General features: G+C 62.9%; 29 protein-coding genes and 3 pseudogenes. 8 read left to right on the top strand and 24 right to left on the bottom strand.

The window, feature by feature from the left end; genetic code table 11:
* The 3 genes and pseudogenes from Q0O97_RS03805 to Q0O97_RS03795 form a co-directional block, all read left to right on the top strand.
* Positions 1-1,069: pseudogene (locus Q0O97_RS03805) on the top strand (hypothetical protein); the annotation flags it as partial.
* Positions 1,070-1,323: 254 nt separating this feature from the next.
* A complete protein-coding gene (locus Q0O97_RS03800) occupies positions 1,324-2,361 on the top strand; it encodes a hypothetical protein (RefSeq protein WP_139208202.1) in 1,038 nt (345 codons plus the stop codon).
* A 62-nt stretch (positions 2,362-2,423) separates the two neighbouring features.
* Positions 2,424-3,140 (top strand): toll/interleukin-1 receptor domain-containing protein, encoded by a 717-nt coding sequence (locus Q0O97_RS03795; protein WP_029076841.1) that lies wholly within the window; start codon positions 2,424-2,426, stop codon positions 3,138-3,140.
* A 152-nt stretch (positions 3,141-3,292) separates the two neighbouring features.
* Here the strand turns inward: Q0O97_RS03795 and Q0O97_RS03790 are convergent, their stop codons facing one another.
* The 8 genes from Q0O97_RS03790 to Q0O97_RS03755 all read right to left on the bottom strand — a co-directional run bounded on the left by Q0O97_RS03790 (position 3,293) and on the right by Q0O97_RS03755 (position 8,685).
* Positions 3,293-4,945 (bottom strand): recombinase family protein, encoded by a 1,653-nt coding sequence (locus Q0O97_RS03790; protein ID WP_294925072.1) that lies wholly within the window; start codon positions 4,943-4,945, stop codon positions 3,293-3,295.
* Between the two features lie 58 nt (positions 4,946-5,003).
* Positions 5,004-5,312 carry a HigA family addiction module antitoxin gene (locus Q0O97_RS03785; protein WP_072461975.1) on the bottom strand — a complete coding sequence of 103 codons (309 nt, stop codon included), beginning with the start codon at positions 5,310-5,312 and terminating at the stop codon, positions 5,004-5,006.
* A gap of 13 nt (positions 5,313-5,325) precedes the next feature.
* Positions 5,326-5,622, bottom strand: coding sequence for a type II toxin-antitoxin system RelE/ParE family toxin (locus Q0O97_RS03780; RefSeq protein WP_294925068.1), 297 nt, complete (start codon positions 5,620-5,622; stop codon positions 5,326-5,328).
* Between the two features lie 62 nt (positions 5,623-5,684).
* On the bottom strand, positions 5,685-5,951 hold the full coding sequence (locus Q0O97_RS03775; protein ID WP_294925065.1) for a hypothetical protein: 267 nt from the start codon (positions 5,949-5,951) through the stop codon (positions 5,685-5,687).
* Positions 5,941-6,168, bottom strand: a complete 228-nt coding sequence (locus tag Q0O97_RS03770; protein ID WP_294925062.1) for an AlpA family phage regulatory protein — start codon at positions 6,166-6,168, stop codon at positions 5,941-5,943. The genes Q0O97_RS03775 and Q0O97_RS03770 overlap by 11 nt, the downstream gene beginning before the upstream one ends.
* Positions 6,169-6,298: 130 nt before the next feature.
* Positions 6,299-8,209: an AAA family ATPase gene (locus Q0O97_RS03765; protein ID WP_294925082.1), complete on the bottom strand. Its 1,911-nt coding sequence runs from the start codon at positions 8,207-8,209 to the stop codon at positions 6,299-6,301.
* Between the two features lie 3 nt (positions 8,210-8,212).
* Positions 8,213-8,428 (bottom strand): hypothetical protein, encoded by a 216-nt coding sequence (locus Q0O97_RS03760; protein ID WP_294925059.1) that lies wholly within the window; start codon positions 8,426-8,428, stop codon positions 8,213-8,215.
* Between the two features lie 8 nt (positions 8,429-8,436).
* The gene (locus Q0O97_RS03755; RefSeq protein ID WP_294925056.1) at positions 8,437-8,685 is read right to left on the bottom strand and encodes a hypothetical protein; all 249 of its coding nucleotides are present in this window, start codon (positions 8,683-8,685) and stop codon (positions 8,437-8,439) included.
* 225 nt (positions 8,686-8,910) lie between these two features.
* On the opposite strand from Q0O97_RS03755, the gene Q0O97_RS03750 reads away from it, so the two are divergent.
* Positions 8,911-9,117 carry a DUF6511 domain-containing protein gene (locus Q0O97_RS03750; protein WP_294925053.1) on the top strand — a complete coding sequence of 69 codons (207 nt, stop codon included), beginning with the start codon at positions 8,911-8,913 and terminating at the stop codon, positions 9,115-9,117.
* Between the two features lie 115 nt (positions 9,118-9,232).
* Here the strand turns inward: Q0O97_RS03750 and Q0O97_RS03745 are convergent, their stop codons facing one another.
* Positions 9,233-9,373, bottom strand: coding sequence for an SDR family NAD(P)-dependent oxidoreductase (locus Q0O97_RS03745; protein ID WP_294925050.1), 141 nt, complete (start codon positions 9,371-9,373; stop codon positions 9,233-9,235).
* A gap of 131 nt (positions 9,374-9,504) precedes the next feature.
* On the opposite strand from Q0O97_RS03745, the gene Q0O97_RS03740 reads away from it, so the two are divergent.
* Complete coding sequence (locus Q0O97_RS03740; protein WP_294925048.1) at positions 9,505-10,419, top strand: AraC family transcriptional regulator; 915 nt, start codon at positions 9,505-9,507, stop codon at positions 10,417-10,419.
* A 359-nt stretch (positions 10,420-10,778) separates the two neighbouring features.
* Here Q0O97_RS03740 and Q0O97_RS03735 read toward each other — a convergent pair.
* Together Q0O97_RS03735 and Q0O97_RS03730 are read right to left on the bottom strand one after the other, a co-directional pair.
* Positions 10,779-11,648, bottom strand: a pseudogene (locus tag Q0O97_RS03735) (urease subunit alpha); the annotation flags it as partial.
* Between the two features lie 713 nt (positions 11,649-12,361).
* A complete protein-coding gene (locus Q0O97_RS03730; protein ID WP_294925045.1) occupies positions 12,362-12,625 on the bottom strand; it encodes a hypothetical protein in 264 nt (87 codons plus the stop codon).
* A 136-nt stretch (positions 12,626-12,761) separates the two neighbouring features.
* Between Q0O97_RS03730 and Q0O97_RS03725 the strand changes: the two genes are divergently transcribed.
* Positions 12,762-12,944 carry a hypothetical protein gene (locus Q0O97_RS03725; protein ID WP_294925042.1) on the top strand — a complete coding sequence of 61 codons (183 nt, stop codon included), beginning with the start codon at positions 12,762-12,764 and terminating at the stop codon, positions 12,942-12,944.
* On the top strand, positions 12,944-13,153 hold the full coding sequence (locus tag Q0O97_RS03720) for a helix-turn-helix domain-containing protein (protein ID WP_294925039.1): 210 nt from the start codon (positions 12,944-12,946) through the stop codon (positions 13,151-13,153). Before Q0O97_RS03725 ends, Q0O97_RS03720 begins: the two co-directional genes overlap by 1 nt.
* A 1-nt stretch (position 13,154) precedes the next feature.
* On the opposite strand, the gene Q0O97_RS03715 is transcribed toward Q0O97_RS03720, so the two are convergent.
* Positions 13,155-13,361 (bottom strand): hypothetical protein, encoded by a 207-nt coding sequence (locus Q0O97_RS03715; protein WP_294925036.1) that lies wholly within the window; start codon positions 13,359-13,361, stop codon positions 13,155-13,157.
* Between the two features lie 54 nt (positions 13,362-13,415).
* Positions 13,416-13,583 carry a hypothetical protein gene (locus Q0O97_RS03710; protein WP_294925033.1) on the bottom strand — a complete coding sequence of 56 codons (168 nt, stop codon included), beginning with the start codon at positions 13,581-13,583 and terminating at the stop codon, positions 13,416-13,418.
* 70 nt (positions 13,584-13,653) lie between these two features.
* On the opposite strand from Q0O97_RS03710, the pseudogene Q0O97_RS03705 reads away from it, so the two are divergent.
* Positions 13,654-14,342 (top strand): annotated as a pseudogene (locus Q0O97_RS03705) (IS5 family transposase); the annotation flags it as partial.
* A 114-nt stretch (positions 14,343-14,456) separates the two neighbouring features.
* On the opposite strand, the gene Q0O97_RS03700 reads toward Q0O97_RS03705, so the two are convergent.
* From Q0O97_RS03700 to Q0O97_RS03650, 11 genes are all read right to left on the bottom strand, one after another.
* Positions 14,457-15,200 (bottom strand): ATP-binding protein, encoded by a 744-nt coding sequence (locus tag Q0O97_RS03700; RefSeq protein WP_294925030.1) that lies wholly within the window; start codon positions 15,198-15,200, stop codon positions 14,457-14,459.
* Positions 15,190-16,485, bottom strand: a complete 1,296-nt coding sequence (locus tag Q0O97_RS03695; RefSeq protein WP_294925027.1) for a DDE-type integrase/transposase/recombinase — start codon at positions 16,483-16,485, stop codon at positions 15,190-15,192. Before Q0O97_RS03695 ends, Q0O97_RS03700 begins: the two co-directional genes overlap by 11 nt.
* A gap of 203 nt (positions 16,486-16,688) precedes the next feature.
* Complete coding sequence (locus tag Q0O97_RS03690; protein ID WP_294925024.1) at positions 16,689-17,522, bottom strand: alpha/beta hydrolase; 834 nt, start codon at positions 17,520-17,522, stop codon at positions 16,689-16,691.
* Complete coding sequence (locus tag Q0O97_RS03685) at positions 17,519-19,162, bottom strand: AMP-binding protein (protein ID WP_294925021.1); 1,644 nt, start codon at positions 19,160-19,162, stop codon at positions 17,519-17,521. The genes Q0O97_RS03690 and Q0O97_RS03685 overlap by 4 nt, the downstream gene beginning before the upstream one ends.
* Positions 19,163-19,224: 62 nt before the next feature.
* Positions 19,225-19,623, bottom strand: coding sequence for a RidA family protein (locus tag Q0O97_RS03680; protein ID WP_294925018.1), 399 nt, complete (start codon positions 19,621-19,623; stop codon positions 19,225-19,227).
* Positions 19,613-20,032: a thioesterase family protein gene (locus Q0O97_RS03675; protein WP_294925015.1), complete on the bottom strand. Its 420-nt coding sequence runs from the start codon at positions 20,030-20,032 to the stop codon at positions 19,613-19,615. Before Q0O97_RS03675 ends, Q0O97_RS03680 begins: the two co-directional genes overlap by 11 nt.
* On the bottom strand, positions 20,029-21,165 hold the full coding sequence (locus Q0O97_RS03670; protein ID WP_294925012.1) for an acyl-CoA dehydrogenase family protein: 1,137 nt from the start codon (positions 21,163-21,165) through the stop codon (positions 20,029-20,031). Before Q0O97_RS03670 ends, Q0O97_RS03675 begins: the two co-directional genes overlap by 4 nt.
* 217 nt (positions 21,166-21,382) lie before the next feature.
* Positions 21,383-22,210: an enoyl-CoA hydratase family protein gene (locus tag Q0O97_RS03665; RefSeq protein WP_294925009.1), complete on the bottom strand. Its 828-nt coding sequence runs from the start codon at positions 22,208-22,210 to the stop codon at positions 21,383-21,385.
* A complete protein-coding gene (locus Q0O97_RS03660; protein ID WP_294925006.1) occupies positions 22,207-22,638 on the bottom strand; it encodes a MarR family transcriptional regulator in 432 nt (143 codons plus the stop codon). The genes Q0O97_RS03665 and Q0O97_RS03660 overlap by 4 nt, the downstream gene beginning before the upstream one ends.
* The gene (locus tag Q0O97_RS03655) at positions 22,635-23,372 is read right to left on the bottom strand and encodes an SDR family NAD(P)-dependent oxidoreductase (protein WP_294925003.1); all 738 of its coding nucleotides are present in this window, start codon (positions 23,370-23,372) and stop codon (positions 22,635-22,637) included. The genes Q0O97_RS03660 and Q0O97_RS03655 overlap by 4 nt, the downstream gene beginning before the upstream one ends.
* Positions 23,369-25,654, bottom strand: coding sequence for a bifunctional salicylyl-CoA 5-hydroxylase/oxidoreductase (locus Q0O97_RS03650; RefSeq protein ID WP_294925000.1), 2,286 nt, complete (start codon positions 25,652-25,654; stop codon positions 23,369-23,371). Before Q0O97_RS03650 ends, Q0O97_RS03655 begins: the two co-directional genes overlap by 4 nt.
* Positions 25,655-25,757: the final 103 nt, after the last annotated feature.

Here is a 25,757-nt window from a genome sequence, read left to right as displayed (position 1 = left end):
CGGCGCAGAGCGACAGCCTACCTCTGACTGCCGCCAATCTTTGCAACAGAGCCCAGAAGGCCATGAGGGGTTTGTAAAAAACTCAAACGTGCATCTTCCTTATGTTGGACTTCACGCGATTTACGAAGGGCAGGCACGTTTCATTCAGCTTGATTTTCTTAATCGCGCGCGGGACGAGCCGTTGACCTGCGAGGAGTGGCGAACCGAGGGCTATCTCTCAGGCATATACGTTGAGGCTTTTGAAAGCTTCCTGAAGCATACGGAAACGGAATGGCCCTCTTCTCTTTCCGACCCGATTGTCCCGCTTTTCCTTTTGGTGTGCGATCTCGCGATCAATCCTACGCGCGGGCTCCCGTTTGATTTCGGCCATTTGGAAAACTTGATCCACCACGTCGATGTAGGAATACGGTTTGCCGAATTTTGCTTCGCGATCAAAGACGCACCGAATTTGAAATCCGCGATAAAGAAATTATCTTTAGAGGAATATGTTGAGGTTTCAAGCGAGCTTTGTAAAGCGCGCCATTACGACCATCCAATGGCAGCTTTGGAAGAGGTAGTGCGATGGGCGGAGGAATATCCGCTTGTTCAGCGGCTTATGGAGGAGCACCGGACATTCAAATTCAACCCTGAGAACCTGAATATCAGAGTCTTTCTTTCGCACTACATTTCGATGTGTAAAGACAAGTACGAACATCCGCACTTTTTCTGCTGGCCGGGGGCATATATGGCAGGTCATCCGAGCGAGGTGGATTTCCGACAAGTATGGTTGCGCCACTTGTCGCTGTTTAGCGACAAGGCCGACAAGGACGGGGTATACCCCCGAAAATGGCCCGACCGCTCTGAAAAGGCTGTGATGGAAACCTTCAATCGCTTTTATGGCACGATGGCGCTCTATGAATTAACCGAGCAATGGATTTTGCGCGATGGGCCGTTCAATTGTGATTTTAGCTGGATGTCTGACAATTACGATGAACAGTCTTTCAGAGGCTGGGCAAATGACAGTTTCAGAAAGGCTTTCGGGGCTGATCTTTCCGCGTTCAAAATTCTAGGCTCCAAGCCGCAGACGTAAATGGCAGGGGCGAAGTCCATCCAAACGTTGAATGCGCGCGGCAATGTCATGCTTTAGGTCACGTGCGACTATTTTAGAAAGCCGCCGATTCTAAGCTATGACCCGATATTCTGGTAGCGGCACACGGCAGCTTCCCACTCCATTCCCGACAAAACTACCACTGATTGTCACCTCTACTTGGAATACTTCCATTTCGGTTCTTGCTTGATCATTCTCGGCCCCGTACGCTCTTCGTCGCAGCGGGGGGCTGAACAATGGCAAAGCGTTTTCCATGGAAAAGAAATTACCTTATAATTCCGCCGTTTGTGCAGAGCGCACTTAATGACATTGACGGCGACTTCATCGCTGTCGCTGCGACAAAGAAAATCAAACGTGAAGATATTGAAGCGGGGCAGTATAGTCACGCTGGATTAAGCATAGACGGCTCCTTCATCATCGCCGTTGGTCCAACCCACCCCCCTGCCGATGCAGGAAAGTGGTCTGAGCGGAACGCTTATGGCTGGGACCGTAAGCGTGAGGATTGGCCGATGGTCCAGAAGACATGGACCTTCGAGTCACCCAACTTCGGGGACGGCGCGCGCAACGGCTGGACAATGCGTTCTTGGACAAAAGACGTTTACCAGCACCAAATTTTTGAACCGCAGGGCATGACCATCGAAGCGAGTGTACTTGAAGATAGAGGCGGCGAGCAGGTGGTAGTCAAATTTGCTCTCGCGCCCATGCTTAGCCGAAGCGCAGCCGAGTTCGACTTAATGCTGCTTTGGGCGATCAACGTCCTGCAAGAGAATACGGGCGTCACGGGCGTGTTCGCGAGCGACGCGACGCGCGAAGAATACATTTCAACCGTCGCGCTGGACTGGCAAATTTTCCCGCCGGGCAACGCTGACGAAGTTGTTGCTCGCTTGTTGGGATCGGCCGATCCGACGAACGCCGCCGACTTTGAGAAGCATGTTCGCGAGCGGGTGCGACTGTTCGAGGGTTTCGAGCCGAGGGCCTACATACGCGGTCAGGGCGGCTTCGGCTCATATTTCGGAGCACAGTTTGCTGACGATTTAGTCGTGTTCGAGAACCTTAGATACGGCAACGCGGTCTATTTGCTGTATCAAGATTGGAATGAAGCATCGCAACGGTCGCGGCTCGATCTTCTCCGCGATCAGGACGCACACTTTGATCGCGTAGTGCATACTGATGGATGGCAAGATAGGCTTGTATCACTGTTGCACGATAAGCTCTTTGAACGCGGCCTACGGCGGCGGCGGAGTGGCTACCGGTCAAAACGTAGCGGCCGCTGACTTGCTGGAAAACAACTTCAACGTTCCGACAGAACAGTGGATGAGCAGGAGGGGGAGAGCATATGGCTAGATGTACTGCACCAGTAAGGGGACACCGCTCGGCGGCGGCGGCAGCCGACTGCCCCGCATGCGGAGGGCGTTATGGTCGCTCGGGGGGGTATGGCAGCTACGGCAGTTACAGTGATTATAGTAGCTATCGGCCATCTCCCACCCCTTCTTCGTCGGTTAACCGGGGCGGTGGCAGTTCGGGGCAGCGCAGCTCAAAGCCGCGCTGGTCCCCATCGAGTTCCGGGGTGTGGTACACGACTGAAGAAGTGAGGACACTTACTCCTGTCCGTGAATCTGTCGAAAGCCTCGCAGTTTCGCAGCCTGATCTCCGAGACGTTTTCCTGTGCCACGCGTGGGATGACCGACAGGGGGCCGCGAAAGACCTTCATGACCTTCTCGAAGCGCGCGGTGTTCGCGTGTGGTTTAGCGAAAAGGACCTCGGCCTTGGGGTGCCAATGATGCGGGCGATTGACAAGGGCTTGGTGAACTCTCGCGTAGGTATCGTGCTGGTTACGCCGGCCATGTTGCGTCGCCTACCGGCAGAAGGTGTCGCGGACAAAGAGCTTTCAGCGCTTCTTCGACGTGAGCGGCTCGTGCCAGTTGTACACGGAACGACGTACGAGGAACTTGAGAAGGTCAGCCTTCTACTAGCGTCTCGGGCTGGGTTGAACACTGCCGAAGAATCTATGGCGGCAGTTGCGGCTAAGATTGCCGAGTTGGTCGCGGCTTAGGAAAATCGGGTGATAAGCGGGTTGAGCGTCCGAACTCGGGACTAGGTGCCACCAGATCGCGATTGTGCCTGAAAGGCGGGTTTCATGGAATGTCCGCTGGAACCCGCTACTCCGCTTCGCACCCCATTTTAGCCATTCGTTCTTGCTTCAATTTAGAGGGCTATAGCGTAGGTGTAGTTCTCCGTTTCGTCGGCTTCGGCCCACCACTTCAGTCCCTGAGTGGGCACTGAGTTTACGCCACTTCCCGCCACGAGCGTCTGTAGCAGCCGCGACTTCGATCCCATGATACGAACTTCCCCGTCTGCGACCTCGACACGCTGTGCCAGCGCGCGCAGGTGGTCGCGGCGATAGCCGCCGCTTTCCAGCCGGATACGCTCGCGGGCGGTCGCAGCGAACTTGCGCAGCATCTGCGGCGTGACCGCCTTCTGTCCGGTGCTCTGGAGCATGGCTTGTGCCCGGTCCGCATCGGCCTTGGCCTGATCGCGGATGGCCTTGAGACCGTCGATGCGGTCTTTCAGCGCCGGGTCGTCCAGATCGGCAATGCCTGCTTCGATGGCGTCGTAAAGCCGCTTGAGGCGCAGTTCCGATTCTGTGGCGCGCTTGTTCAACTCGGCGATATGCTCGCGGCGGCGCTCGGCGTGTTCTTCCCTGCGGTCAAGCGCGGCGGCAAGGACGGTTTCCAGCCGCTCGGGTTGGAGTAGCTGCCCCTCAAGATGGCTGGCGACCAGATCGTCCAGCTTCTCCATCGGCACGGCCATGCCTTCGCAGGCGGTCGGCCCCTGCCGCGCCTTCATCGAACAGGAATAGTAGCGGTAGCGCCCGCCCTTGCCGGTGCGGATGGTCATGGCCCCACCACACTTGGCGCAATGGATCAGGCCGGTCAGCATGGTCGGGCCGCTGATGACGCGGGCGGGCATAACCTTGGGATTGCGGGCCTTGAGCAGCTTCTGAACTGCGTCGAAGGTCTCGCGGTCGATGATCGGCGGGACAGGAACCGTCACGATCTCGCTGACCGGCTTTAATTCCTTGGTCTTGCTGCGCTTGTTGAACTCGTGTTCGCCCATGTAGGTGCGGCGGGTCAGGATGCGGTGGACCTGCCCGATCCCCCAACGCCCGCCGTCGCGGGTGAAGATGCGGCGGCTGTTGAGATACGAGACGATGTTCTTCACGCCCATCTGGCCTTTGGGGCCGTCGCCCTCCAAGGCAAGGCGATAGATCAGCCGGACCGTGTCGGCGTGAAGCGGGTCGATCTCCAGCTTCTTCTTGGTCTTGGCTCCGCGCTGCTCGGCGGCGACGGTGCGATAGCCGATAGGAGGAAGCGAGCCGTTCCAGAAGCCTTGCCGCGCGTTCTCCTTCAAGGCCCGCATGACGTGCTTGGCGTTTTCTTTGGACTGGTATTCATCAAACAGCGCCATGATCTGCCGCATCATGACGTGCATGGGGTCATCCCCCATTTCCTGAGTGATCGAAACCAGCTTCACGCCGTTCTTCGCCAGTTTGCGGACATAGAACTCAAGCTCGAAGTGATCGCGGAAGAACCGACTGAACGAGTGGACCACCACCACGTCGAAGGGCGCGGGCTTGCTGGTTCCCGCCTCGATCATGCGCTGGAACTCGGGGTGGCGGTCATTGGTGGCCGACGCGCCGGGTTCGATGAAAGTCTCGACCGGTTGCAGCCCGCGCGTCTCGCAATAGGCTTCTCCCTGTCGCTTCTGGTCGGGAATGGAAACGTCATGCTCGGCCTGCCGCGCCGTCGAAACGCGCAAGTAAAGGGCGGCGCGCAGCGGCACGGTGGAAGCGGTCATGGCGATGTTTCCTTCTCAATTCTGGCTCGGCCCAAACAATCGGGCCGCATGGCTGCGCTCAGGCCGCGTTTTGCAAAGGACGCGCACGCTCAACCCGCTCGCGCTCTTTGGGCGTGTTCATCACTTCCCAAAGATCGCTGCGCCGCTGCACGTTGAGCCAGAAGTCCGGGCTGGTGCCGAACACGCGGGCGAGGATCAGCGCCGTCGCCGCCGTCACGTTCCTACGATTGCCGCATAGTTCGTTGACGTGCTTGCGCTGGACGCCCATCGCCTCGGCGAGCGCGCCCTGTGTCAGCCCCATCGGCTGCATGAACTCCTCGGTCAGTATCTCGCCGACAGTCGCCGGCTTGCGCTTGGTGGTCAGCATGTTCGCCTCGCTTTCATCGGTAGCTGTGATCGTCCAGATAAATTCCGTTCGCCTCGCCGCGTTCGCCATCCCAGCGGAAAATCAACCGCCATTGCTGGTTGACGCGGATGGAATGGAAACCTGCGAGATTGCCGCGCAGCTTCTCGAAGTGATTGCTGGGCGGCACGCGCAAGTCCTGATCGGTCACGGCGTCGTCAATCATCTGGAGCTTGCGGAACAAGCGGGCTTCTAGATCGGGCGGGATGTTGCGAGAACGAACATCGTCCACAAAGAAGGCCCGAAGCCAGTCGTCCCGAAAGCCTACAATCACCGGTTCACTCCAACGATGAGCATATGTACCACACTATAACTCACATTACAATCGGACATCGCTCAACTGTCCGGGCCGAACAACTCATCGAACAGGTCGCCGAACCATCGCTCGAACACCTCGATCTCGGCTTCCGTGACCGGGACGGGATCGGGCCAGTCGTCGGTCACGGTCCATGTAGTGAGGTCATGCTGGGGCGGCCTGGCGGGGAACGGCCACGGATAACCCAGCAATTCCTCAAGCTGCTCCGACGCCGTAGGCGGTCGTTTGGTGCGCCGGGAACGGGATGCCGTCACCGGCCTGTCGTCGTTCCTGCGATCAATAGTCATTGAGGTAATCGAATTCGTTGAACGAACGCTGCCGCCACCCGGCTGGATCGGCGACCCAGCGGTTGATGTCGGATTCCCTCCATCCCGCGCCGTTGATGCTGATCTTGAGCTGGGCCGGGAACGTGCCCTCTTTGATCTTGCGGTAGATGGTGGACCGCGACAGTCCCGTGCGGGCGCGAACGGTGTCAAAGCGGATGATGCGGTCTGGTTGGCGCATGGTCCTGCTGCCTCCTGCTGGTTGTTTTTGACGATTGCAGAGACCAGTCAGGGCAAGGAATTATCGTTGTACAATAGATATTTAGCTGTCGTAGTAGTGTGGCGTAGAAACGGCGGCAAATAGGAAAGGTCTACATTCCGATGCCCAGGTCCCGGCCTCTGCCGAGACCGTGACTGAGGGCGAGTTGCCGCCCGAGCCTCATGCCTGAGTCGAAATCCATGCTGATGCCGAGTTGCTTCTTGCGGCCTTCGAGCAGGGATTCCATCTGCGGATCGCGTTCCAGACTCATCGCCATGTTGCCCATCTCGGCGCGCGCTGACCTGTAGCCGGAATAGTTGCCCGCCGCATATTGCCGGTCGCCGGTCTGCTTGAGGTCGCGGAACCGTTCCACGAAACGATCCGCGCGGCGCTCCGGGCTGGTGCGAATCTCGGTTTCCAGTTGCAGGGCGCGGATGGCGCGATTGACCTTGCCCGATCCCGCCTCATGGGCAAGGCTCTCATCCTTGGCATAGGCCGCTTCCGCATCCTGCCAGCCATAGGGACGCACCGCGTCGAATGCCTTGCGGGAATCGACCAGTTCATCCCATTGCGCGGGACTGGCCTTGCTCCCGGCATCCTCGGCGTTGAAGACCTGCCCAACGGCATGGGCATGGCGAATGCGCGCCATTCTGCGGGCGTGGCGCAAGGCATCTTCCGGGTCTATTCCGGTGTCCTGTGCTACCGCCTCGATCTCCTGCCTTATTCCCCTGCCGGTCGTCTCCCTTTCCGGCCCCTCTGCTGGGTGGCGGGGTTCGCGCACGCTGAAGATGATGTCGCCGATCCGGTCAACGGCATTGTTCCGGGCGTGAACCTGTTCAACGGCAGTATCACGGACATGGGAAATAATACCGCGCCTCTCGGCGTAGCTCTGCGCGGGCTCGTAGTCGGATGCCATGTCCTTGGCCCGGTCGCGCGACAAGGTGTCGATGAGCTTGTCCTGACTGGCGAAGTCGTCCCTGCCATAGTGCAGGTCCATGCCGTCGCGGTGGCGTGACAGGGCGACATAACTGCCGTGGGCGTCCATGCCCGGTGTCGCCAGAACATGCGTTCGGTCCACGGTCATGCCCTGCGCCTTGTGGATGGTCGCGGCATAGCCGTGGTCGATACGGTCGTAGTCTTTCAGATCGAACGAGATATCGCGCCCGTCATCGGTGCGAACCGACATGGAGTGTTCGCTGACCTGCTCGATGGTGCCGAGCGTGCCATTCTTCACACCAAGGCCGCGTTCGTTTTGCAGGAACATGACGCGATCCCCGGCGGCGAAGCTGCGTTCGCCGCGTTCGACCGTCACGCGCACGTCCTCGTCCAGATCGCCCGCCTCCCGCATCCGGTCACGGGCGGCCTCGTTCAGTTCGCGCACCTCGGCATTGGTGTGGGTGAGAATGATCCTGCTGCTGTCCGGCGATGCCTGCCTGTCACGGTCCCAGCGGTCGATCAGATTGCCGCGCGCCTGTTCCCAGCTCTGCGCCTCATACACCATGCCATGATTGTCATAGGCATGAATCGCCGTGCCGGTTCTGCCGGTCGCCAGATCGCGGGTGGCGTCGCGCTGCCAGTCCTCGCGCTGGCGGCGCACCTCGCCGATCTCCGCGCCGCCATGACGCTCATGGATAGACCGAAACGCCGCGCCTGCCTCGATGGATTGAAGCTGCTGCGGATCACCGACTAGCACGACCTTCGCACCAGCTTCGGCGGCATGGGACAACACGCGCTCCAACTGCCGCGTGCCGACCATCCCCGCTTCGTCGATCACCAGCACATCGCGGCTGGTGAGCATGTCGCGGCCATTCTGCCAGCGGTGTTCCATGCTGGCGATGGTGCGAGACGCGATGCCCGATCCGCTTTCCAGATTCTCGGCGGCGATGCCGGACAGGGTAACGCCGGGAACCTCATAGCCCGCAGCCTCCCAAGCCTCACGCGCCACGCCTAGCATGGCGCTCTTTCCCGTTCCGGCATAGCCGACGACAATGCCAAGATCGCGCCCGTCAGTGACATGCGCCAGCGCCTAGGCCTGCTCGCCGGACAGGACAAGGCCGCGCTGTTCCGCGCGGGCCAAAGCGGTTTCGCGGTCCCGGTCGCTGACCTCGTGCCGTTCCCTCTCGGCCATCATCTCGGCGGCGCGATGCAGGTGCTGTTCAGCCTCGATCATGTCGCGGGTGGTGAACCGATCCTCGCCGCGTCCGTCTCGCCCAAGCTCGACCAGATCGGGCGAACCGTGCATCGCGCCCATCACCTCGTTGAACTGGTCGATGCCGTCGCTGTGCCGATGACCATGTCCTCGGGCACCGACGCGTCGGGATTCATCAGGACACTCGCGATCGCTTCGAGCGGTATGTCATCTGTCGACCATGCGGCGAGGTCGAGATTGCGGGACAGAAAGTAGTCCTTCCAAGGCTCGAGAAACGCCTTCAGTCGCGCGGGAGCGATTTGCTTGAGGCGATCGGGGTTGCTGAAAATCCTTGGGTTAAATGCTGGCATCGGCCTCGCTGCTCCTGAAATTGTCGTCGGTCCGCAAGATTAGGAAGGAACCGCGCTCGCCACAAGATTGTGTTCCCGTAAGGTTCCGTGCGCGCCATCCGACAGTCCGCCGCCGCCGCCGGTAGGTGAGGAGAGCATCTGGAGCTCTCCCATGAACAGCATCTACCCGGCGCGCCGCGCCATCCCGCATTCCCGCACGCCAGCGCCCACTAGCGGGGTCGGCGCATGATAGATCCCGACGAACGCGAGCAGGCAGCCCTGCGCGCCGCCCTCCGCAACATGGCCGAACTCATGGCCGAGATCGGATGGCCCACGGAGTTCGCCGATCTCAGCGAAGCACAGGCGCTCGCGCTCGCGACGGCCGCCGTCGATGGCTTCCAAGAGGCGATGCAAACCAGCGCGCCCCGGCCCGATCCGGAGGTGCCGTTCTAATGAGCGCCGTTTTCGACTTCAACCATCGGGAGAAACCGCCCAGCTTCGCAGACACCGTCAATTCCTGCATCGACACCGCCCTCGTTGCGGAACAGGCCGAACGTCCCCAACGCGACTATCTCGGAGGCAGTCGGCTGGCCTGGGCCGTATTGCCGCGATAAGCGACGATGACATCCCCGCCATGGCGGGCGATGGAAAGGGCGGTATTGCGGCCAAGGCCTCGATTGGCGCCGGTGACCAGTGCGATCTTGCTCATGTCGTGTTCCTCATCTTGAGCGGATGAGGGGAAGATGTGGCAGAACGGCGAGCATGTGTTGCCTATTCCTCGGGCTCTCTTGCCTGTTTCCGTGAACTTCCGCGGAAAGGCTTGTGCAACGGCGGCATTCCTTGCTTGATACCGCAAGCCTCTTTGCCTGGATTCCACCGATGCCCAGCCTTCTCGATCTTGTCCGCCGCCATGCCGATGCCCATGCCGACCGCTTCGGGTATGCGCCGACCCCATTTCGCGGCCTGGGCGTGGTGCGTCAACTCCGTCCCGGCGAGTTGCAGGTGGCGGTGCAGAAGCCGGTGGTGGCGATTTGCCTTCAGGGTCGCAAGCGGGTGACGATGGGCGCGACCAGCTTCGACTATGCCGCGGGCGAGGCGCTGGTGATCACCGCCGATGTGCCGACCATCAGCCAGATCACCGAGGCGAGCCCCGTCACTCCCTATTACGCGCTGGCGCTGGAACTGGATCCGGCCCTGTTGCGTGCGCTTTCGGTCGAGGCCGATATGCGCACGAGCGATACCGCCCCGGTCCGGATCGAGCCTGCCGACCCGGATGTGACCGATGCTGCGCTGCGGCTGATGCGCCTTCTTGATCGGCCTGCCGCACTGCCGGTCCTGGGCGACGCGTTTTTGCGCGAAATGCACTACTGGCTGCTGACAGGCCACCACGGCGCCGCGATCCGGGCGCTTGGTGCGGCCGACAGCCATGCCCAACGTATCGCTCGAGCGGTGGCTGTGATCCGGCAGGACTACGCGAACATACTGCGCATCACCGATCTGGCCGCGGTGGCAGGGATGAGCGAATCCTCGTTCCACCAGCATTTCCGCGCCATCACCACCCTTTCGCCGCTGCAGTTCCAGAAGCAACTGCGGCTGATCGAGGCGCGCCGCTTGATGTTGGCCCAGGGCGCCACGATCAGCCATGCCGCCCATGTCGTGGGCTATGAGAGCGTGCCGCAATTCACCCGCGACTACGCCCGCCTGTTCGGCACTCCACCCGGCCGCGATATGCGAGAGGCCCGGCTGAGCGCCTGAGACGCGTGGCTGTGGGGGGAAATGAAGCACGGCATCGCTTGCATGGTTATCCGCAAGCCAGTCGAAATACGTGGTCGGTCCATTGCGGACGGGTTGGCCTTCACCGATAGCGCGAGGCCGAATCCCCTTAAGCGGACGTTCGAATGCACCGCAGCGAAGTCGCGGCCATGATGGCGGCTGTGCGAGACAAAGCTGCCGGTAGGCGTTGCTCAGCGTATACTGGTTAACTAGGATTTGACGGGGCAGCCAAACGGGCATTCGCGGCAGTGGAAACAGCCCCAACCACAGTCGGACGATCTGGTTACAGGTTTTAATGGGAGGCCATTTTTATCGGCCTCTCCCACTTTTCTTTATTGACTTCAGAACAGCGCGTAGCGACGCGCCAGCGGCACGACCGATGCGGGCTCGCAGGTGATCAGTTCACCGTCGGCCGTTACCTCATAGGTCTTCGGGTCGACCATGATCTTCGGCAGCGCGTCGTTCAGCTTCATGTCGGCCTTGCCGAGGCCGCGGCAGCGGCGCACCGGCTCGATCCGTTTGTCGAGACCGTAAGACAGAACCTGACCTTCACTTATCGAAGCCTCGCTGACGAACAGAACCGAGGTGCCCTTCAGCCCCTTGCCCGTGCCGCCGAACATCGGCCGCATGATATAGGGCTGCGGCGTCGGGATCGAGGCATTGGCATCGCCGTTCTGGGCGACGGCGATGAAGCCACCTTTCAGCACCATCTCGGGCCGCGCTCCAAAGAAATCCGGGCGCCATATCACCAGGTCCGCGAGTTTGCCCTTCTCGACCGAACCGATCAGATGGCCCATGCCATGCGCGATGGCGCCGTTGATCGTGTACTTGGCGACATAGCGGCGGATACGGTAGTTGTCGTTGCCGGACCCATCCTCGGCCAGACCGCCGCGCTGGCGCTTCATCTGGTCGGCGATCTGCCAGGTGCGGCTGATCACCTCGCCCGCGCGGCCCATGGCCTGACTGTCCGAGGTCATCATCGAGATCGCACCCAGGTCGTGCATCACGCCCTCGGCGGCAATGGTGGTGGCGCGGATGCGGCTGGCGGCGAAGGCTTCGTCCTCGGGGATGTTGCGGTCGAGGTGGTGGCAGACCATCAGCATGTCGAGATGCTCGGCCACGGTATTGACCGTGTAGGGGTTCGTCGGACTGGTCGACGAGGTCAGGATGTTCGGCTCGGAGCAGACCCGCATCAGGTCAGGGGCATGTCCGCTTGGGGTTCGGACCGAGATTGCTGAGGCCAGAAGTATGATGAAATTTGAAAAGCTCCTACTCGCGTGGCAAATGACACAATCGGGAGAAGCGCCTGCCCGTTATGCTTGCCTGAACGGCAGTTGCGCAAAATATGATCGCCGAAAGAACGGCTCTCAACCCTCGCCATGATGGGGGAATGTGCGTGATCGGATGATTCTGCGGAAACGGAGATGATATGCAGGTTGCCGAGTCTCACGCCGCGCTGTGCGATCCCCGCCCTTATCGCCGATCTGAAAGAAAGCGTCACGCAGGACCCAAACCGGCGCCTGCTATGAGCGCTCCGCTCCCTGCAGCATCGCGAGGCGCCCTGCTGCCGTCAACGCCGATCGCGACCACCACGCCGAGGGCGGCGCCGGTTGTGCCGACCGCTCGCGTGGGCGTGGCGAACAGGGATTTGATCCGCCCCCAAAGGGCGGTCAGGAACTTGGGCATCGTGGCCTCCATGTTGTGAGATAACCCGCGACAGGTGCTGACCTGCGCGGGTGAAAATCTGTGTTTCGGTCAATGCTTGCTGGCCGAGAGGACGGGGCCGACCGGCGCGCGTAGGCAGTTTTACCTAGGCAATCGTGCCCATTTGAAACCTACACAAGGATAGGTTAGATCGGTTTCGTAACGAGTGCCTATGGTTGAAAACGCCCCGTCCGGTTACCCCCGGCGGGGCGCTTAAATTTTACCTTGGCGGATGCGTCCGGTCGTTCCAGTGGACCTGATGACCACGCCCCAGCAGGATCTTGATGTCGCGGTTTGCCTCGGCCTGCATCTCCTTGAGTTCCGAAAACGCCTCACGCGTGTCGGCCCGCTCGCGTTCGATCAGGCGCTCAAGGCGCGCAACTTCGTCAGCGTTCTTCGTCACCTTGCCCTCCAGTCTGATGAGCCATGCAATGCCGATCACCGCAGAGACGATGATCTGCCAGTATTCGCGGATTTCAGTCATCGCGCCCCCTTGCGCATGGATAGGCCCCGCGCGGTGGCGGGACTGTGGAATTCTGAAAAAATCGAGCGAAAGCCCTTGACGACTAGCGCCATTGGCGCTATATCTATCCTTGTCGAAGGGCAATGAAGCCCGCCAAGTGAAGGAGATCGACATGACCAACGCAGAACAAAGCCTCGCCGACGACAAGATGCGCGCTGAAATCGCCAAGCTGCTGGCCAAGACCAAGCAGATCGGCGTCAGCACTTTCCTGGCACCGTTCCTTGCCGCTGCGGGCCTGATGGGCGCCACCGCCGCGCTGGTCAAAATCTTCCTCGGATAATGACCCCCGAAGAGTTCAAAGAGGCCCGGCGCAAGCTGGGCCTGACCCAATCAGAATTGGGCGCTCTGCTGGACACCGCACCGCAGACGATCCGCAAGTGGGAAATGGCCGACAACCGATCATCAGCGCGCAGCGTCAACCCGGTTGCCGCACGGGCCATGCATTGGTTCCTCTCAGGCTTCCGCCCGCCGGAATGGCCACAGACCTAGATCAGGCGGACAGCTTGCGCAGGACCTTGAGGGCGTTGATGGCCTGTTTGACCTTGAAGTCCGCCTCGCGCCTGGCGTTGACCAGCGACAGGCCGTCGAGTTCGTCGGGCACATCGCCGATCTCGGTCAGCAGGGCGTCCAGCGGTCCTGTACCCGGCGCTGTTCCGCTCCATACCGGGCGTATCCTTTGCGGCATTGGAATTTCCATCAGGTTTCTTGCTGGTCATGGCCTTCTCCTTCGGTTGGGGTTGGTGATCCGGGGTCAGTATTTGCAGGTGGTGTAGAGGACCTTGCCCGGATTGATCTGCGACGCGACCGCGACCTGTTCGCCGCTGCATGGGCTGGGATCAGCCGTGATATGCGGATGGCCGCTTTGCACTGTGCCGTTGACAAGACCGAGGGCGACGACGAATCCAAAAACGATTTCCATTGCGTTCGGCTCTGTTGCGCAAACCCCTGCGGGAATTCATTTCGTGAGTTCAGCATGGTAGCTGGGTGTCATGAGCAGACCCACACCTCCGACCTACAAGACCAGGAACTGGCCGGCCTACAATGAAGCACTCAAGCGCCGCGGCTCGCTGACGATCTGGTTTGACACCGACACGACCTGGAATGCCGCGCCGACAGGCGGGCGTGGCCGTCAGCAAACCTACAGCGACGCCGCCATCCAGACGTACCTCTCAATGAAGGTCTTGTTCGGCATGGCGCTTCGGCAAACGACTGGTTTCGTCGAGAGCCTGCTGAAGTTGATCGGCTTGGACTGGGCGGTGCCCGACTTCAGCACGCTGTCTCGCCGCCAGAAGACCTTGGCGGTGAACATCCCGTATCGCGGCTCCAAAGGGGCTTTGCACCTGCTGATCGACAGCACCGGCATCAAAGTCGAGGGTGAAGGCGAATGGACTGAGGAGGGTCAGCAAACAGTCCGGGGGACTGTTTGCCCGACGAAGGCGCAAGCATGGCGGTCCCAAACGGCGGGTCTAGCGCAAAATTCATCTCAGCATCGATGAGCAAACGCTTGAGATCCGCGCCGTCGAGTTCACCAGCAGTGGCATCGGCGACGCCCCCATGCTGCCGGGATTGCTCGATCAGATCCCGCCCGAACAGGAGATCGGCAGCGTCACCGCAGACGGTGCGTATGATGCGCGCAAGTGCCGCTGCCGCCGTCATCCCACCCCGCAAGAACGCAAAATGCACGCTCTTGCGCTTTTCGGCACCCGATTGCGGCAAGATTCCGCACCCGGTCGCGTGATCCTTCGGCGCCTGATCGCGTGAGGATTCGGCGCCGAAGGATAGAAGGATGCGGTCAGAGGTCGTTGAAGCTGGCCTCGCGGCGGCGGAGAGATTCGCCGCGCAGCTTGATATGGTGGCGATCCCGCGACAGACGGTCGAGCACGGCATCGGCAATGATGGGATTGTCGATAAACGAATGCCAGTCGTTATAGGGGCGCTGCCCGACGATGATGGTGGACAGCGTTCCGGCGCGGTCTTCGATGATATCGAATAGGATCGATTTCTCGCCTTCGCTCATCGCGACCTTGCCAAAGTCGTCGAGGATCAACAGCTTGAACTTCGTCAGTTTTTCGCGCTCGCGCAGATATACCCCGTCCTCCAGCGTCATCGACAGGCTGTAGAGCAGGTCCGACACCTTGAAGTATCGGGCCTTATGACCTGCGCGAATGGCCGCCGTGGCGATACAGCAAGCCACCCAGCTTTTGCCGGTGCCGGTCTCGCCGCTGATCAGGATGTTCCAGGCATGCGGAATCCAGGCGCATTGCAGCAGCTCACGCATGATTACCGGCTTGAGGCCGCGGGCTTCGGTGTTGATCAACTCCTCGGGCACCGCCTTCATCGGCAATTTGGCCTCGCTCAGCATCCGTGTCAGCCTGCTGGACGCGCGCCGCTCCTTCTCGGCAATCAACAGCGAGGCGATCCTTTCGATGAAGACCATCTCGGCATAAAGCGGGTTACTCGCCTGACGGTCCAGCGTATCCGCAGAACCTGCCAACGAAAGCTCGCGCGCCAGCGCAACGACATGTTCATGCTGCATCGTCATCGTCCTCCGCATAATAGCCTGCGCCACGGACGTTGTCAGTGGGCGGTTGTGACGGCCCCGGCTCGCGTCGGGGTGGCTTGCGCGGTCCCCGGTCGAGGATCTGGCGCAGGGTGTCGGCATTGACCCGATTGCGCCGGATGGCTTCGACGCAGGCGGCATCGATGGCTGCCTTTCCGTGGACCGACCCGACCTCAAGAAGCCGACCCAGCATGTTATGGGTTGCGCGCGGATTGCCATTGACCTCCAGGTGCAGCGACACAAAGCGGCCCAGGGTCGGGCTATAGCTGGTCGCTCGCTCGATCAGGGCGTCCGGGTTTTGGCGCCACATGGCTCGATGGTTTTCAGGCATATGCGCGGGATCGATGACCGGGGCGTCATCCTGCGGCGTGACGATCCGGCGGGCATGAACGGCGACGAGCGATGAATCGTGATAGATTTCGACAGTCGCGGCGGTCGTCTTGATGCTAACGTCCTCACCGATGAGGCGGTAGGGTACGCTGTAGTCACGGCCATCGACATTCACATGGTAATGGCGCTGGACCTTGATGCTGGCTTTCCAGGTGCCGTAATCATAGGGTGTTTCCGGCAGCGGTCGGAGTTCGGCGGCTTCTCGGGCCTCGAACCGTTCGGTTCGCGACATCTTCCATCGCCGCATGACCTTCCGGTTCAGACGGTCCAGCGCCAATTGTAGCAGGTCATTCAATTCGGCTATAGAACGTGGCTGCCTGTCTTGCAGAACTCTTTGGTAGTATCGTTGGCCCAGCTTGACGATGCCTTCGACCGAACCCTTGTCCGGTGGTTCACCGGCGCGTGCCGGGTCCGGGGAGATACCGTAGTGGTCGAGAAATACCTGAAACTCCGGGTTTATCCTGGCCTCTCTCCGCCTGGTTCGTGCAACGTCTATCGCAGCCTTGAAATTGTCGAGAGTGATCCGCTTGGCGGTACCGTTCAGGGCCTCGAAAATGCGAATGAGGCCATGGGTCGTATCCGCGCGGTTTTGGCTGGGGATGATCCAGCCCAGACAGTACTGAAAAAACGGGAAAACGACGAGAAGAAGGGTACACTTGACCCGTTCGTGCCGAGCGTTGGTGTAGACCGGCTGGAACCCGGCGAAATCGATCTGCATCACCTCACCGGGGCGATAGTGATGCCGGTACTCCGGGGAACGCTGTTTCAGCATCGCAGACAATAGCCGAACGAAGCGCGAATAACTCATATACCGCTGATGTGCATTCATGAGCGGTTGCCTGAGATAATGACCCTCGTAATAGTCCAGCATGCTGGGCTTTCCTGAACTTCGTCCTCATCGTCGACATGCTCAAGTGTTAACACGCCCTAGGAACGTGATGGGGTTCTGTTCCCCTGCCACCTCCCTCCGCCATCTTGGTATAAAACCGGGAACGCCGATTTTCCTCGACTGTCGGAAGTGCTGGGCTTTGATCCCGGCGAGATGGTGAGAGCCGTCGCTGCTGTTGCGGAAGGCTAGGCGCGATCCCGTGCGGGGGTCGGGATGGGGGCAAGCAGTTCCGTCGCAAGCGGCGAATCCGGGCGGGTGAGCCCTTTCAGGATCGAGTAATGGTCCTGGCCGGGTTCCTCGACCAGCGCGGTTTGCGCAAACCCGTCCCAGATCATCGCCATCAGCCGGGACTGGCGCAGGAATTCGGGACGTTCACCCGCACCGACCCAGCAGGTCAGGCGCATGCCGGGGGCGGGCAGGCGCAGGGCCGGGCTTTCCACGGCGGCCTCGGCTTCGTCCAGCCGCAACGCGTCGTTCATCTTCGTTCGCCGCAGCAGGCGCAGGTCGTGAACGCCGCTGATCGAGACGGTTTTTTCCACCCGCGCCAGAACTTCGGGCGCCAGCGGGCTGTCATGGCAGATCATGCGCGTGACCAGATGCCCGCCCGCCGAATGCCCGGCCAGCCGGATCGGCCCATCGACCAAAGTGGCGGCCTTGCCGATCGCCGCGCCGATCTGGCGCGTGATCGCCGAAATCCGGGCCTCGGGGGCCAAGGTATAGCCCGGCAGCGCGACGGCCCAGCCATTGGCGCGCGCGCCCTCGGCCAGATCGGTCCAGTCGGATTTGCCGCATTCCAGCCAGAAGCCGCCATGGACAAAGACCAGCAGCCCCCGGCACGGCCCATCGGGCCGGATCAGGTCCAGCTTCTGGCGCGGCTCGGGGCCGTAAGGGATATCCGTTTCGATCCGCACACCGGAACGGCGATAGGCGGCCGCCTGCGCGGCCCACAGCGAGGGCAGCTTTTCCGATCCCGGAATATAGGCCGAATTGGCGAATTCGTCGTCCCAGTCGCGCATCATGCCGCCCCGCCATTGCGTAGTTGGAACCGCTGGACCTTGCCGGTCGCGGTCTTGGGCAGCGCATCGGCAAAGATCACGCTACGCGGGTATTTGAAGGGGGCGATCACCTGTTTCACATGGTCCTGCAAGGCCTTGGCCATCGCCGCATCGCCCTGATGCCCGGCGGCCAGCACGACATGGGCCTGCACGATCTGGCCGCGATCCTCGTCCGGGGCGCCGATCACGGCACATTCCTGCACGGCGGGATGGGACAGCAGCGCGGCCTCGACCTCGGGTCCGGCGATATTGTAGCCCGCCGACAGGATGATGTCGTCGGTGCGGGCGGCAAAGTGGAAATACCCGTCCCGATCCTGCCGGAAGGCGTCGCCGGTCAGGTTCCAGCCGTCCTGGACATAGACGCCCTGCTTGTCGGGATCGGCCAGATAGCGGCAGCCGGTCGGTCCGCGCACGGCCAGACGCCCGACCTCTCCGCGCGGCAGTTCTTGCATGTCGTCGCCGACGATCTTCGCCTGATAGCCCGCGACCGGCTTGCCGGTGCAGCCCGGCCGATGGTCGTCGAAACGGTTCGAGATGAAGATATGCAGCATCTCGGTCGAGCCGATCCCGTCCAGCATCGGCTTGCCGGTCCGGGCCTGCCATTCGTCGTAGATCGGGGCGGGCAGCGTCTCGCCCGCGCTGACGGCGGCGCGCAGGCTGGACAGGTCCGCGCCCTGATCCATCGCGCGCAGCATCACGCGGTAGGCGGTGGGCGCGGTGAAGCAGACGGTGGCGCGGTGTTCCTGGATCATCTCGACCATGTTCGGCGGGCTGGCCTGTTCCAGCAGCGCCGCCGTCGCGCCAAAGCGCAGCGGGAAAATCGCAAGCCCGCCCAACCCGAAGGTAAAGGCCAGGGGCGGGCTGCCGATGAAGATATCGTCGGGGGTGACCTTCAGCACCTCGCGCGCATAGCCATCCGCGATGATCAGCAGGTCGCGGTGGAAATGCATGGTCGCCTTGGCCTCGCCCGTGGTGCCCGAGGTGAAGCCCAAGAGCGCCACGTCGTCGCGCCCGGTCCGCACGGCGTCGAAGCGCACGGGCTTCTTCAGCGCGGCGCGGTCCAGTTCCGCGTCATGGTTGGCGGTGCCGTCGAAGCCCACCACCGTCGTCAGGAAGGCGCTGCCCTGCTGGCACCGTTCCATCTCCTCCATCAGCCGGGTGTCGCACAGCGCATGGCTGATCCGGGCCTTGTCAACGAACTTGGCCAATTCGCCCGCGCGCAGCATCGGCATGGTGTTGACGACCACCGCGCCCACCTTGGTCGCAGCCAGCCAGCAGGCCACCATCGCCGGGTTGTTGGCCGAGCGGATCAGCACCCGGTTGCCGGGCCTGACGCCGAAATCCTGAACCAGCGCATGGGCGATGCGGTTGGTCCAGTCGGTCAGTTCCTTGTAGGTGCGCGAACGGCCGTTGCCGATCAGCGCGACGCGGTCGCCGAATCCCTTTTCGACCATGCGGTCGGTCATCTCGACCGCCGCGTTCAGGTATTCGGGATAGTCGAACCCCTCCAGATTCAACCGGGGCCAGGCATCGGCCGGGGGCAGGTTGTCGCGCGAGAAAGTATCGACATGCCCCGAGGGTCCAAGCGGCAGGTTGGCGGTCATCTTCGGTCTCCCAGTTGGGCGGGCGGCATCTTGGCGTGACCTGCCCGCGATTGCCTTCCCCTTCAGGCGGGGATTACGGCGGTTGCCTCGATCTCGACCTTGGCGCGGTCCTCGACCAGCGCCACGACCTGCACCAGCGCCATCGCCGGAAAGTTCCGGCCGATGAGTTCCTTGTAGGCCTGCCCGATGTCTTTCAGCGCGCCCAGGTATTCGCGCTTGTCGGTGACATACCAGGTCAGCCGGACCAGGTGTTCGGGACCCGCGCCGGCCTCGGCCAGGATGGCGACGATGGATTGCAGCGCGGTGCGGACCTGGGCGGCGAAATCGTCGTTCTCGAATTCCTGCTGGTCGTTCCAGCCGATCACGCCGCCGGTGAACACCATCCGACCCGTCGCGGCGATACCGTTGGAATAGCCCGGCGTCGCCTTCCAGCCCTTGGGGTGCAGAACCTCATGCATCATCGCTTTTCTCCTTGAATTCCACCATTTTGCTGCGAATTTCCCGTGGCCAGGACGCGGGCCGCCCATCGCGGCCCACCCAGACCAGGGTCGAGACGCATTGCAGTTTCGCCTGCCCGCCCACGCCGGCGCGCTGGACGAAGCGCGCGCTGGAGCGGCCGACATGTTCGACCTCCAGCGCGAAATCCAGCACCTCGCCCAGCCGGGTCGGGGACAGGAAGCGCACCTCGATCTGCGCCGTCGGCAATGCGCAGCGTTCATCGACATGGATGCGGGCGAAGCCGTAGCCCAGCACATGGCCGAAGAAATTCTCGATCATCGAGTTGATCATCTCGAAATAGCGGGGATAGAAGACGATCCCCGCGGCGTCGCAATGGTTGAACTCGACCGGAATGCGGCGGCGGTAGATCATGGCAGGATGCTCCGCGCGATGACGACGCGCTGCACATCGCTGGCGCCTTCGTAGATGCGCAGGGCGCGGATGTCGCGATACAGGCTTTCGACCGCGAAGCCCTTGCGCACCCCGTCGCCCCCATGCAGTTGCAGCGCCGCGTCGATCACCTCTTGCGCGGCCTCGGTCGCGAAAAGCTTGGCCATCGCCGCCTCGCGGGTGATGCGGGGGGCGCCCATGTCCTTGACCCAGGCGGCGCGATAGACCAGCAGCGCCGCCGCATCGACCTTCAAGGCCATGTCGGCCAGATGACCCTGCACCATTTGCAGATCGCTCAGCGACTGGCCCTGGATGCGGCGCGTCCGCGTGCGCGCCAGCGCCTCGTCCAGCGCCCGCCGGGCCATGCCAAGCGCCGCCGCGCCCACCGTCGGGCGGAACACGTCGAGGACGGACATGGCCAGCTTGAACCCCTCGCCCGGCTTGCCGATCAGGGCGTCGTCGGGCAGGACCACGCCGTCCAGCTTCAGCCGCGCCAGGGGATGGGGGGCGATGACCTCGATCCGCTCGGCGATGGTCAGGCCGGGGCTGTCCGCCGGCATCAGGAAGGCCGAAAGGCCGCGCGCGCCCGGCGCCTCGCCCGTGCGGGCGAAGATCACGTAGATATCCGCGATGCCGCCGTTCGAGATATAGGTCTTTTCGCCCGTCAGCCGCCAGCCGCCCGGCGCGCGCTCGGCCAGCGTCGCGGTGTTGGCAACATCGGAACCCGAACCCGGCTCGGTCAGGGCGAAGGCGGAAATCGCGCGGCCCGCGCGGGTCCGGTCCAGCCATTCACGCTGGCCCGGCGTGCCGAACAGCGACACCGCGCCCATGCCCAGCCCCTGCATGGCAAAGGCGAAATCGGCCAGCGCGTCGTGGCGCGCCAGCGTCTCGCGGATCAGGCACAGGCTGCGCACATCCAGCCGTTCGCCCTCACCCGCACCGGAGTGGCGCAAAAATCCCGCCTCGCCCAATGCCGCGACCAGCCCGCGGCAGGCCGCATCGACGTCGCCGTGATCCACCGGCAGATGCGCGGCGCACCACTCGTCCAGCGCCGCCGCCAGTTCGCGGTGGCGGGCCTCGAAAAAGGGCCAGTCCAGAAAGCTGCGATCCGCCATGTCCATTCCTCTGCCTGCGGGGTTTTCCAAGGGGCGCGCGCGCCCCTTGGAGCGGGGGGGCGGGGGCGGCAGCCCCCGCGCGCCCCCCCAAACGGCCCGCACCCGCACAGCCGCGCACCCCCCCGCCCCCCCCCCCCCCGGCGGGGCCCCCCCGGGGGCCCCCCCCCCCCCCGGGGGGGGGGGGGGGGGGGCGGCCCCCCCCGCCTGCCCCCTCATGTCAGTCGCCCTCGAAAACCGGCTTCTCCTTGGCGACGAAGGCGTGATAGGCACGCTCAAAATCGCGGGTCTGCATGCAGATCGCCTGCGCCTGCGCCTCGGCCTCGATGGCCTGCTCCAGCCCCATGCTCCATTCCTGGTTCAACTGGGTCTTGGTGATCCCATGCGCAAAGACCGGACCCGAGGCGATCCGCCGCGCCAGCTTCCGCGCCTCGTCCTCAAGCGCGTCCGCGTCATGCAGCGCGTTCCAGAAGCCCCACCTCTCGCCTTCCCCGGCGCCCATCACCCGGCCCGTATACAGCAACTCGGCCGCGCGCCCCTGCCCGATAATGCGCGGCAGCATGGCGCAGGCGCCCATGTCGCAGCCCGCCAGCCCGACGCGGGTGAACAAGAAGGCGCATTTCGCATCCGCCGTCGCCAGCCGCAGGTCCGAGGCCATCGCGACGATCGCTCCCGCGCCGACGCAGATCCCATCCACCGCCGCGATGATGGGCTTGCCGCAGCCGATCATCGCCTTGACCAGATCGCCGGTCATCCGGGTGAAGGCCAGCAGGTCCTTCATGTCCATGCCCACCAGCGGCCCGATGATGTCATGCACATCCCCGCCCGAGCAGAAATTCCCGCCATTCGAGGCAAAGATCACCACGTCCACATCCGTCGCATAGACCAGCGCGCGGAAGGTGTCGCGCAACTCGGCATAGCTCTCGAATGTCAGCGGGTTCTTGCGGTCGGGGCGGTCCAGCCGGATCGTGGCGATGCGGTCCTCGACCTGCCACAGGAAATGGCGCGGCTTCAGGTCCGCAAGCTGGGTTCTGGTCAGTTCGCTCATGGTCTCTCCGCCCTTTTCAGGATTTCCGTGATCATATCCACATCCTCGTCGCTCAGCCGCGCAAAGATCCGCGCCACCTCGGCCTCGTGGCCCGCAGCCAGCTTCTCGAAGACCGCCAGCCCCTCGGGCGTCAGCGCCACCAGCACCGCGCGGCGGTCGGTTTCCGATTGCTGGCGCCGGGCCAGCCCGTCCTTTTCCAGCCGGTCCACCACCACCGTGGCATTGCCGTTGGACACAAGCAGCATCCGCGACAACTCGCCCATCGTCAGCCCCTCGCGGCGGCGATAGAGCGCGGCCATCACGTCGAAACGCGGCAGCGTCGTGTCATGGGTCACGCGCAGATATTCGCGCAATTCGTTCTCGGCCTGCCGGGTCGCTCCCAGCAGGCGGATCCAAAGCTTCAGCCGGCGCTTGGACCCTTCGCTCATATCTCGCCTCCGGCGATGGCGATGGCCTGGCCGTTGATCCCCTCCGATCCCGGCGCGCACAGCCACAGCGCGGCGGCAGTGACCTCGGCGGGCTGGATCAGGCGCTTTTGCGGGTTGTTCGCGGCCAGCGTGGCGCGGGCCTGTTCAGGGCTTTTGCCGGTCCTGGCGGCGATATTGGCGACGGAACGGTCGGTCATCTCGGTATCGAGGAAACCCGGACATAGCGCGTTCACCGTCACCGGCGTCTTCGCCAGTTCCAGCGCCAAGCTGCGCACCAGCCCCACCACGCCATGCTTGGCCGCAGCATAAGGCGCGACATAGCCGTAGCCCTTCAGCCCCGCCGTCGAGGCCACCGCGATCAGCCGCCCCCAGCCCGGCATCTGCGCCAGCCCCTCGCGGAAGGTCAGGAAGGTGCCGGTCAGGTTCACCGCCAGCATCGCGTTCCACTGGTCCAGAGTGGTGCGGCCAAAGGGCGCGCTGTCCGCCGCACCGGCATTGGCGATGACGATATCGCAAGGCCCGGCATCCGCGAACAGCGCCTTGACGCTGGCCTCGTCGGTCACATCCGCCGTCAGGGCGCGCGCGCCGGTGCGCTTAGCCACGGCGTCCAGCGGCGCGGCGCGCCTGCCGCAGATTACCACTTCGGCCCCGACAGCGGCGAAGCCCGCCGCGAGGTCGGCACCGACGCCGGTGCCGCCCCCCGTGACCAGAACGCGCTTGCCCGAAAGAGTCATGCCCGGATCGCCTCTTGCTGGCGCTCGCGCAGGCGATAGAGCAGGTCGCGCCCGCCCTTGTAGGGCGCGGGCCATGCCACGTCCTGCTCGCCCTGATCGACCGCCGCGTGCAGCGTCCAGTAGGGGTCGGCCAGATGCATCCGCGCAAGGCAGACCAGATCGGCGCGGCCCGCCATCAGGATACCGTTCACCTGGTCGAAATCGCTGATATTGCCGACCGTCATCGTCGCCAGCCCGGCCTCGTTGCGGATACGGTCGGAAAACGGGGTCTGGAACATCCGGCCATAGACCGGCCGTTCCGCCGGATCGGTCTGGCCCGAGGACACGTCGATGATATCGGCCCCGGCCTCGGCGAACATCTTCGCGATCTCGACCGCCTCTTCGGGATCGACGCCGCCGTCGATCCAGTCATTCGCGGAAATCCGCACCGACATGGGCTTGTCCTCGCCCCATGCCGCGCGCATCGCCCGGAAAACCTCCAGCGGATAGCGCATCCGGTTTTCCAGCGACCCGCCATATTCGTCCGTGCGCCTGTTGGTCACGGGCGAGATGAAGGTGGCCAGCAGATAGCCGTGGGCCGCGTGCATCTCGATCATGTCGGCGCCGGCGCGGGCGGCCATTTCGGTCGCGGCGACGAACTGGCCCAGCACCATATCCATGTCGGCACGGTCCATTTCCTTCGGCACGACATTGCCGGGCTTGTAGGGGATCGCACTGGCCGCCATCACCTCCCAGTTGCCGGTCGGCAGCGGCGCGTCGATGCCGCCGTCCCAGGGCACGCAGGTCGAACCCTTGCGCCCCGAATGGCCGATCTGCATGCACAGCTTGCATGAGGTTTCCGCATGGATGAAATCAGCCAGCCGCTTCCAGGCCGCCTCATGTTCGGGCGCATAGAGGCCGGGGCAGCCCGGGGTGATCCGGCCTTCGGCGGAAACGCAGGTCATTTCGGTGTAGATCATCGCCGCGCCGCCCTTGGCGCGTTCGGCGTAATGGATCAGGTGCCAGTCGGTCGGGCAGCCGTCCACCGCCTTGTATTGCGCCATCGGCGACATGACGATGCGGTTCTTCAGCTCCATGTTGCGCAACTTGAAGGGCGCGAACATCGGGCGGCTGCCGGGCTTTCCGCCGGCGCGCGCCTGGAACCAGTCCTCGGCCTGCCCCAGCCAATCGGGATCGCGCAGGCGCAGGTTCTCGTGGCTGATGCGCTGGCTGCGGGTCAGCAGCGAATAGGCGAACTGGACCGGCTCCATGTCCAGGTAACGCTCGACCTGCTCGAACCATTCGAGGCTGTTGCGGGCGGCGGATTGCAGGCGCAGCACCTCGATGCGGCGTTCCTCCTGATAGCGGGCGAAGGCCGCCTGCATGTCGGGTTCGGAATGCAGGTATTCGGCCAGCGCGATGGCGCTGTCGAACGCCAGCCGCGTGCCCGAGCCGATCGAGAAATGCCCCGTCGCCGCCGCATCGCCCATCAGCACGACGTTTTCGTGATACCACTTCTCGCAGATCACGCGCGGGAACTGCATCCACACCGCCGAGCCGCGCAGATGCGCCGCGTTCGACCGCAGCTCGTGCCCACCCAGATGGCGCTCGAAGATCCTGCGGCAGGTCTCGACCGTTTCTTCCTTGGACATGTCGGCGAAACCCAGCTTATCCCAGGTCTCGGGCAGGGTCTCGACGATGAAGGTCGCGGTGTTGTCGTCGAACTGGTAGACATGCGCCCAGATCCAGCCATGCTCGGTCCGCTCGAAGATGAAGGTGAAGGCGTCGTCGAATTTCTGGTTCGTGCCCAGCCAGACGAACTTGCACAGACGGGTATCGATATCGGGCTGGAACACCCCGGCATATTCCTTGCGCACCTGGCTGTTGATGCCGTCGCAACCCACCACCAGGTCGTAGTCCCGGCGATAATCCTCGGCCGAGCGGAACTCGGTCTCGAATTGCAGATCGACGCCCAGTTCGCGCGCGCGGGCTTGCAGCAGGATCAGCATCTGCTTGCGCCCGATGCCCGCGAAACCATGCCCGCCGGACACCGTGCGCTGGCCGTCATGGACCACCGCGATATCGTCCCAATAGGCGAAATGGCTGCGGATCGCCTCGGTGCTGGCGGGGTCGTTCTGCTGCATCCGCCCCAGCGCATCGTCCGACAGCACCACGCCCCAGCCGAAGGTGTCGTTGGCCTTGTTGCGCTCCAGCACCGTGACCTGATGCGAGGGATCGCGCAGCTTCATCGAAATGGCGAAGTAAAGGCCCGCCGGTCCCCCGCCCATGCACAAGATCTTCATCGCTCACCCCCGTGTCGTTTCCGGGGAAGCTGACACCGAATCAGAATCATTTCAAGCTTGAACTTTTAAGCTTGAAATGATTTTGCGCTGTGGCATGATCGTG

The organism is uncultured Paracoccus sp., from assembly GCF_945915435.1.
GTDB lineage: Bacteria > Pseudomonadota > Alphaproteobacteria > Rhodobacterales > Rhodobacteraceae > Paracoccus.
The sequence above is the reverse complement of the archived record's forward strand: the minus strand, read 5'-3'. Positions and strand labels throughout refer to the sequence as shown.

Excerpts from the sequence above, each read along its gene's own strand:
- Q0O97_RS03800 (WP_139208202.1), top strand. The coding sequence starts at position 1,324 with ATGGCAAAGCGTTTTCCATGGAAAAGAAATTACCTTATAATTCCGCCG.
- Q0O97_RS03795 (WP_029076841.1), top strand. The coding sequence starts at position 2,424 with ATGGCTAGATGTACTGCACCAGTAAGGGGACACCGCTCGGCGGCGGCG.
- Q0O97_RS03790 (WP_294925072.1), bottom strand. The coding sequence starts at position 4,945 with ATGACCGCTTCCACCGTGCCGCTGCGCGCCGCCCTTTACTTGCGCGTT.
- Q0O97_RS03785 (WP_072461975.1), bottom strand. The coding sequence starts at position 5,312 with ATGCTGACCACCAAGCGCAAGCCGGCGACTGTCGGCGAGATACTGACC.
- Q0O97_RS03775 (WP_294925065.1), bottom strand. The coding sequence starts at position 5,951 with ATGACTATTGATCGCAGGAACGACGACAGGCCGGTGACGGCATCCCGT.
- Q0O97_RS03770 (WP_294925062.1), bottom strand. The coding sequence starts at position 6,168 with ATGCGCCAACCAGACCGCATCATCCGCTTTGACACCGTTCGCGCCCGC.
- Q0O97_RS03760 (WP_294925059.1), bottom strand. The coding sequence starts at position 8,428 with ATGCACGGTTCGCCCGATCTGGTCGAGCTTGGGCGAGACGGACGCGGC.
- Q0O97_RS03755 (WP_294925056.1), bottom strand. The coding sequence starts at position 8,685 with ATGCCAGCATTTAACCCAAGGATTTTCAGCAACCCCGATCGCCTCAAG.
- Q0O97_RS03750 (WP_294925053.1), top strand. The coding sequence starts at position 8,911 with ATGATAGATCCCGACGAACGCGAGCAGGCAGCCCTGCGCGCCGCCCTC.
- Q0O97_RS03745 (WP_294925050.1), bottom strand. The coding sequence starts at position 9,373 with ATGAGCAAGATCGCACTGGTCACCGGCGCCAATCGAGGCCTTGGCCGC.
- Q0O97_RS03730 (WP_294925045.1), bottom strand. The coding sequence starts at position 12,625 with ATGACTGAAATCCGCGAATACTGGCAGATCATCGTCTCTGCGGTGATC.
- Q0O97_RS03720 (WP_294925039.1), top strand. The coding sequence starts at position 12,944 with ATGACCCCCGAAGAGTTCAAAGAGGCCCGGCGCAAGCTGGGCCTGACC.
- Q0O97_RS03715 (WP_294925036.1), bottom strand. The coding sequence starts at position 13,361 with ATGGAAATTCCAATGCCGCAAAGGATACGCCCGGTATGGAGCGGAACA.
- Q0O97_RS03710 (WP_294925033.1), bottom strand. The coding sequence starts at position 13,583 with ATGGAAATCGTTTTTGGATTCGTCGTCGCCCTCGGTCTTGTCAACGGC.
- Q0O97_RS03700 (WP_294925030.1), bottom strand. The coding sequence starts at position 15,200 with ATGCAGCATGAACATGTCGTTGCGCTGGCGCGCGAGCTTTCGTTGGCA.
- Q0O97_RS03695 (WP_294925027.1), bottom strand. The coding sequence starts at position 16,485 with ATGCTGGACTATTACGAGGGTCATTATCTCAGGCAACCGCTCATGAAT.
- Q0O97_RS03690 (WP_294925024.1), bottom strand. The coding sequence starts at position 17,522 with ATGATGCGCGACTGGGACGACGAATTCGCCAATTCGGCCTATATTCCG.
- Q0O97_RS03685 (WP_294925021.1), bottom strand. The coding sequence starts at position 19,162 with ATGACCGCCAACCTGCCGCTTGGACCCTCGGGGCATGTCGATACTTTC.
- Q0O97_RS03680 (WP_294925018.1), bottom strand. The coding sequence starts at position 19,623 with ATGATGCATGAGGTTCTGCACCCCAAGGGCTGGAAGGCGACGCCGGGC.
- Q0O97_RS03675 (WP_294925015.1), bottom strand. The coding sequence starts at position 20,032 with ATGATCTACCGCCGCCGCATTCCGGTCGAGTTCAACCATTGCGACGCC.
- Q0O97_RS03670 (WP_294925012.1), bottom strand. The coding sequence starts at position 21,165 with ATGGCGGATCGCAGCTTTCTGGACTGGCCCTTTTTCGAGGCCCGCCAC.
- Q0O97_RS03665 (WP_294925009.1), bottom strand. The coding sequence starts at position 22,210 with ATGAGCGAACTGACCAGAACCCAGCTTGCGGACCTGAAGCCGCGCCAT.
- Q0O97_RS03660 (WP_294925006.1), bottom strand. The coding sequence starts at position 22,638 with ATGAGCGAAGGGTCCAAGCGCCGGCTGAAGCTTTGGATCCGCCTGCTG.
- Q0O97_RS03655 (WP_294925003.1), bottom strand. The coding sequence starts at position 23,372 with ATGACTCTTTCGGGCAAGCGCGTTCTGGTCACGGGGGGCGGCACCGGC.
- Q0O97_RS03650 (WP_294925000.1), bottom strand. The coding sequence starts at position 25,654 with ATGAAGATCTTGTGCATGGGCGGGGGACCGGCGGGCCTTTACTTCGCC.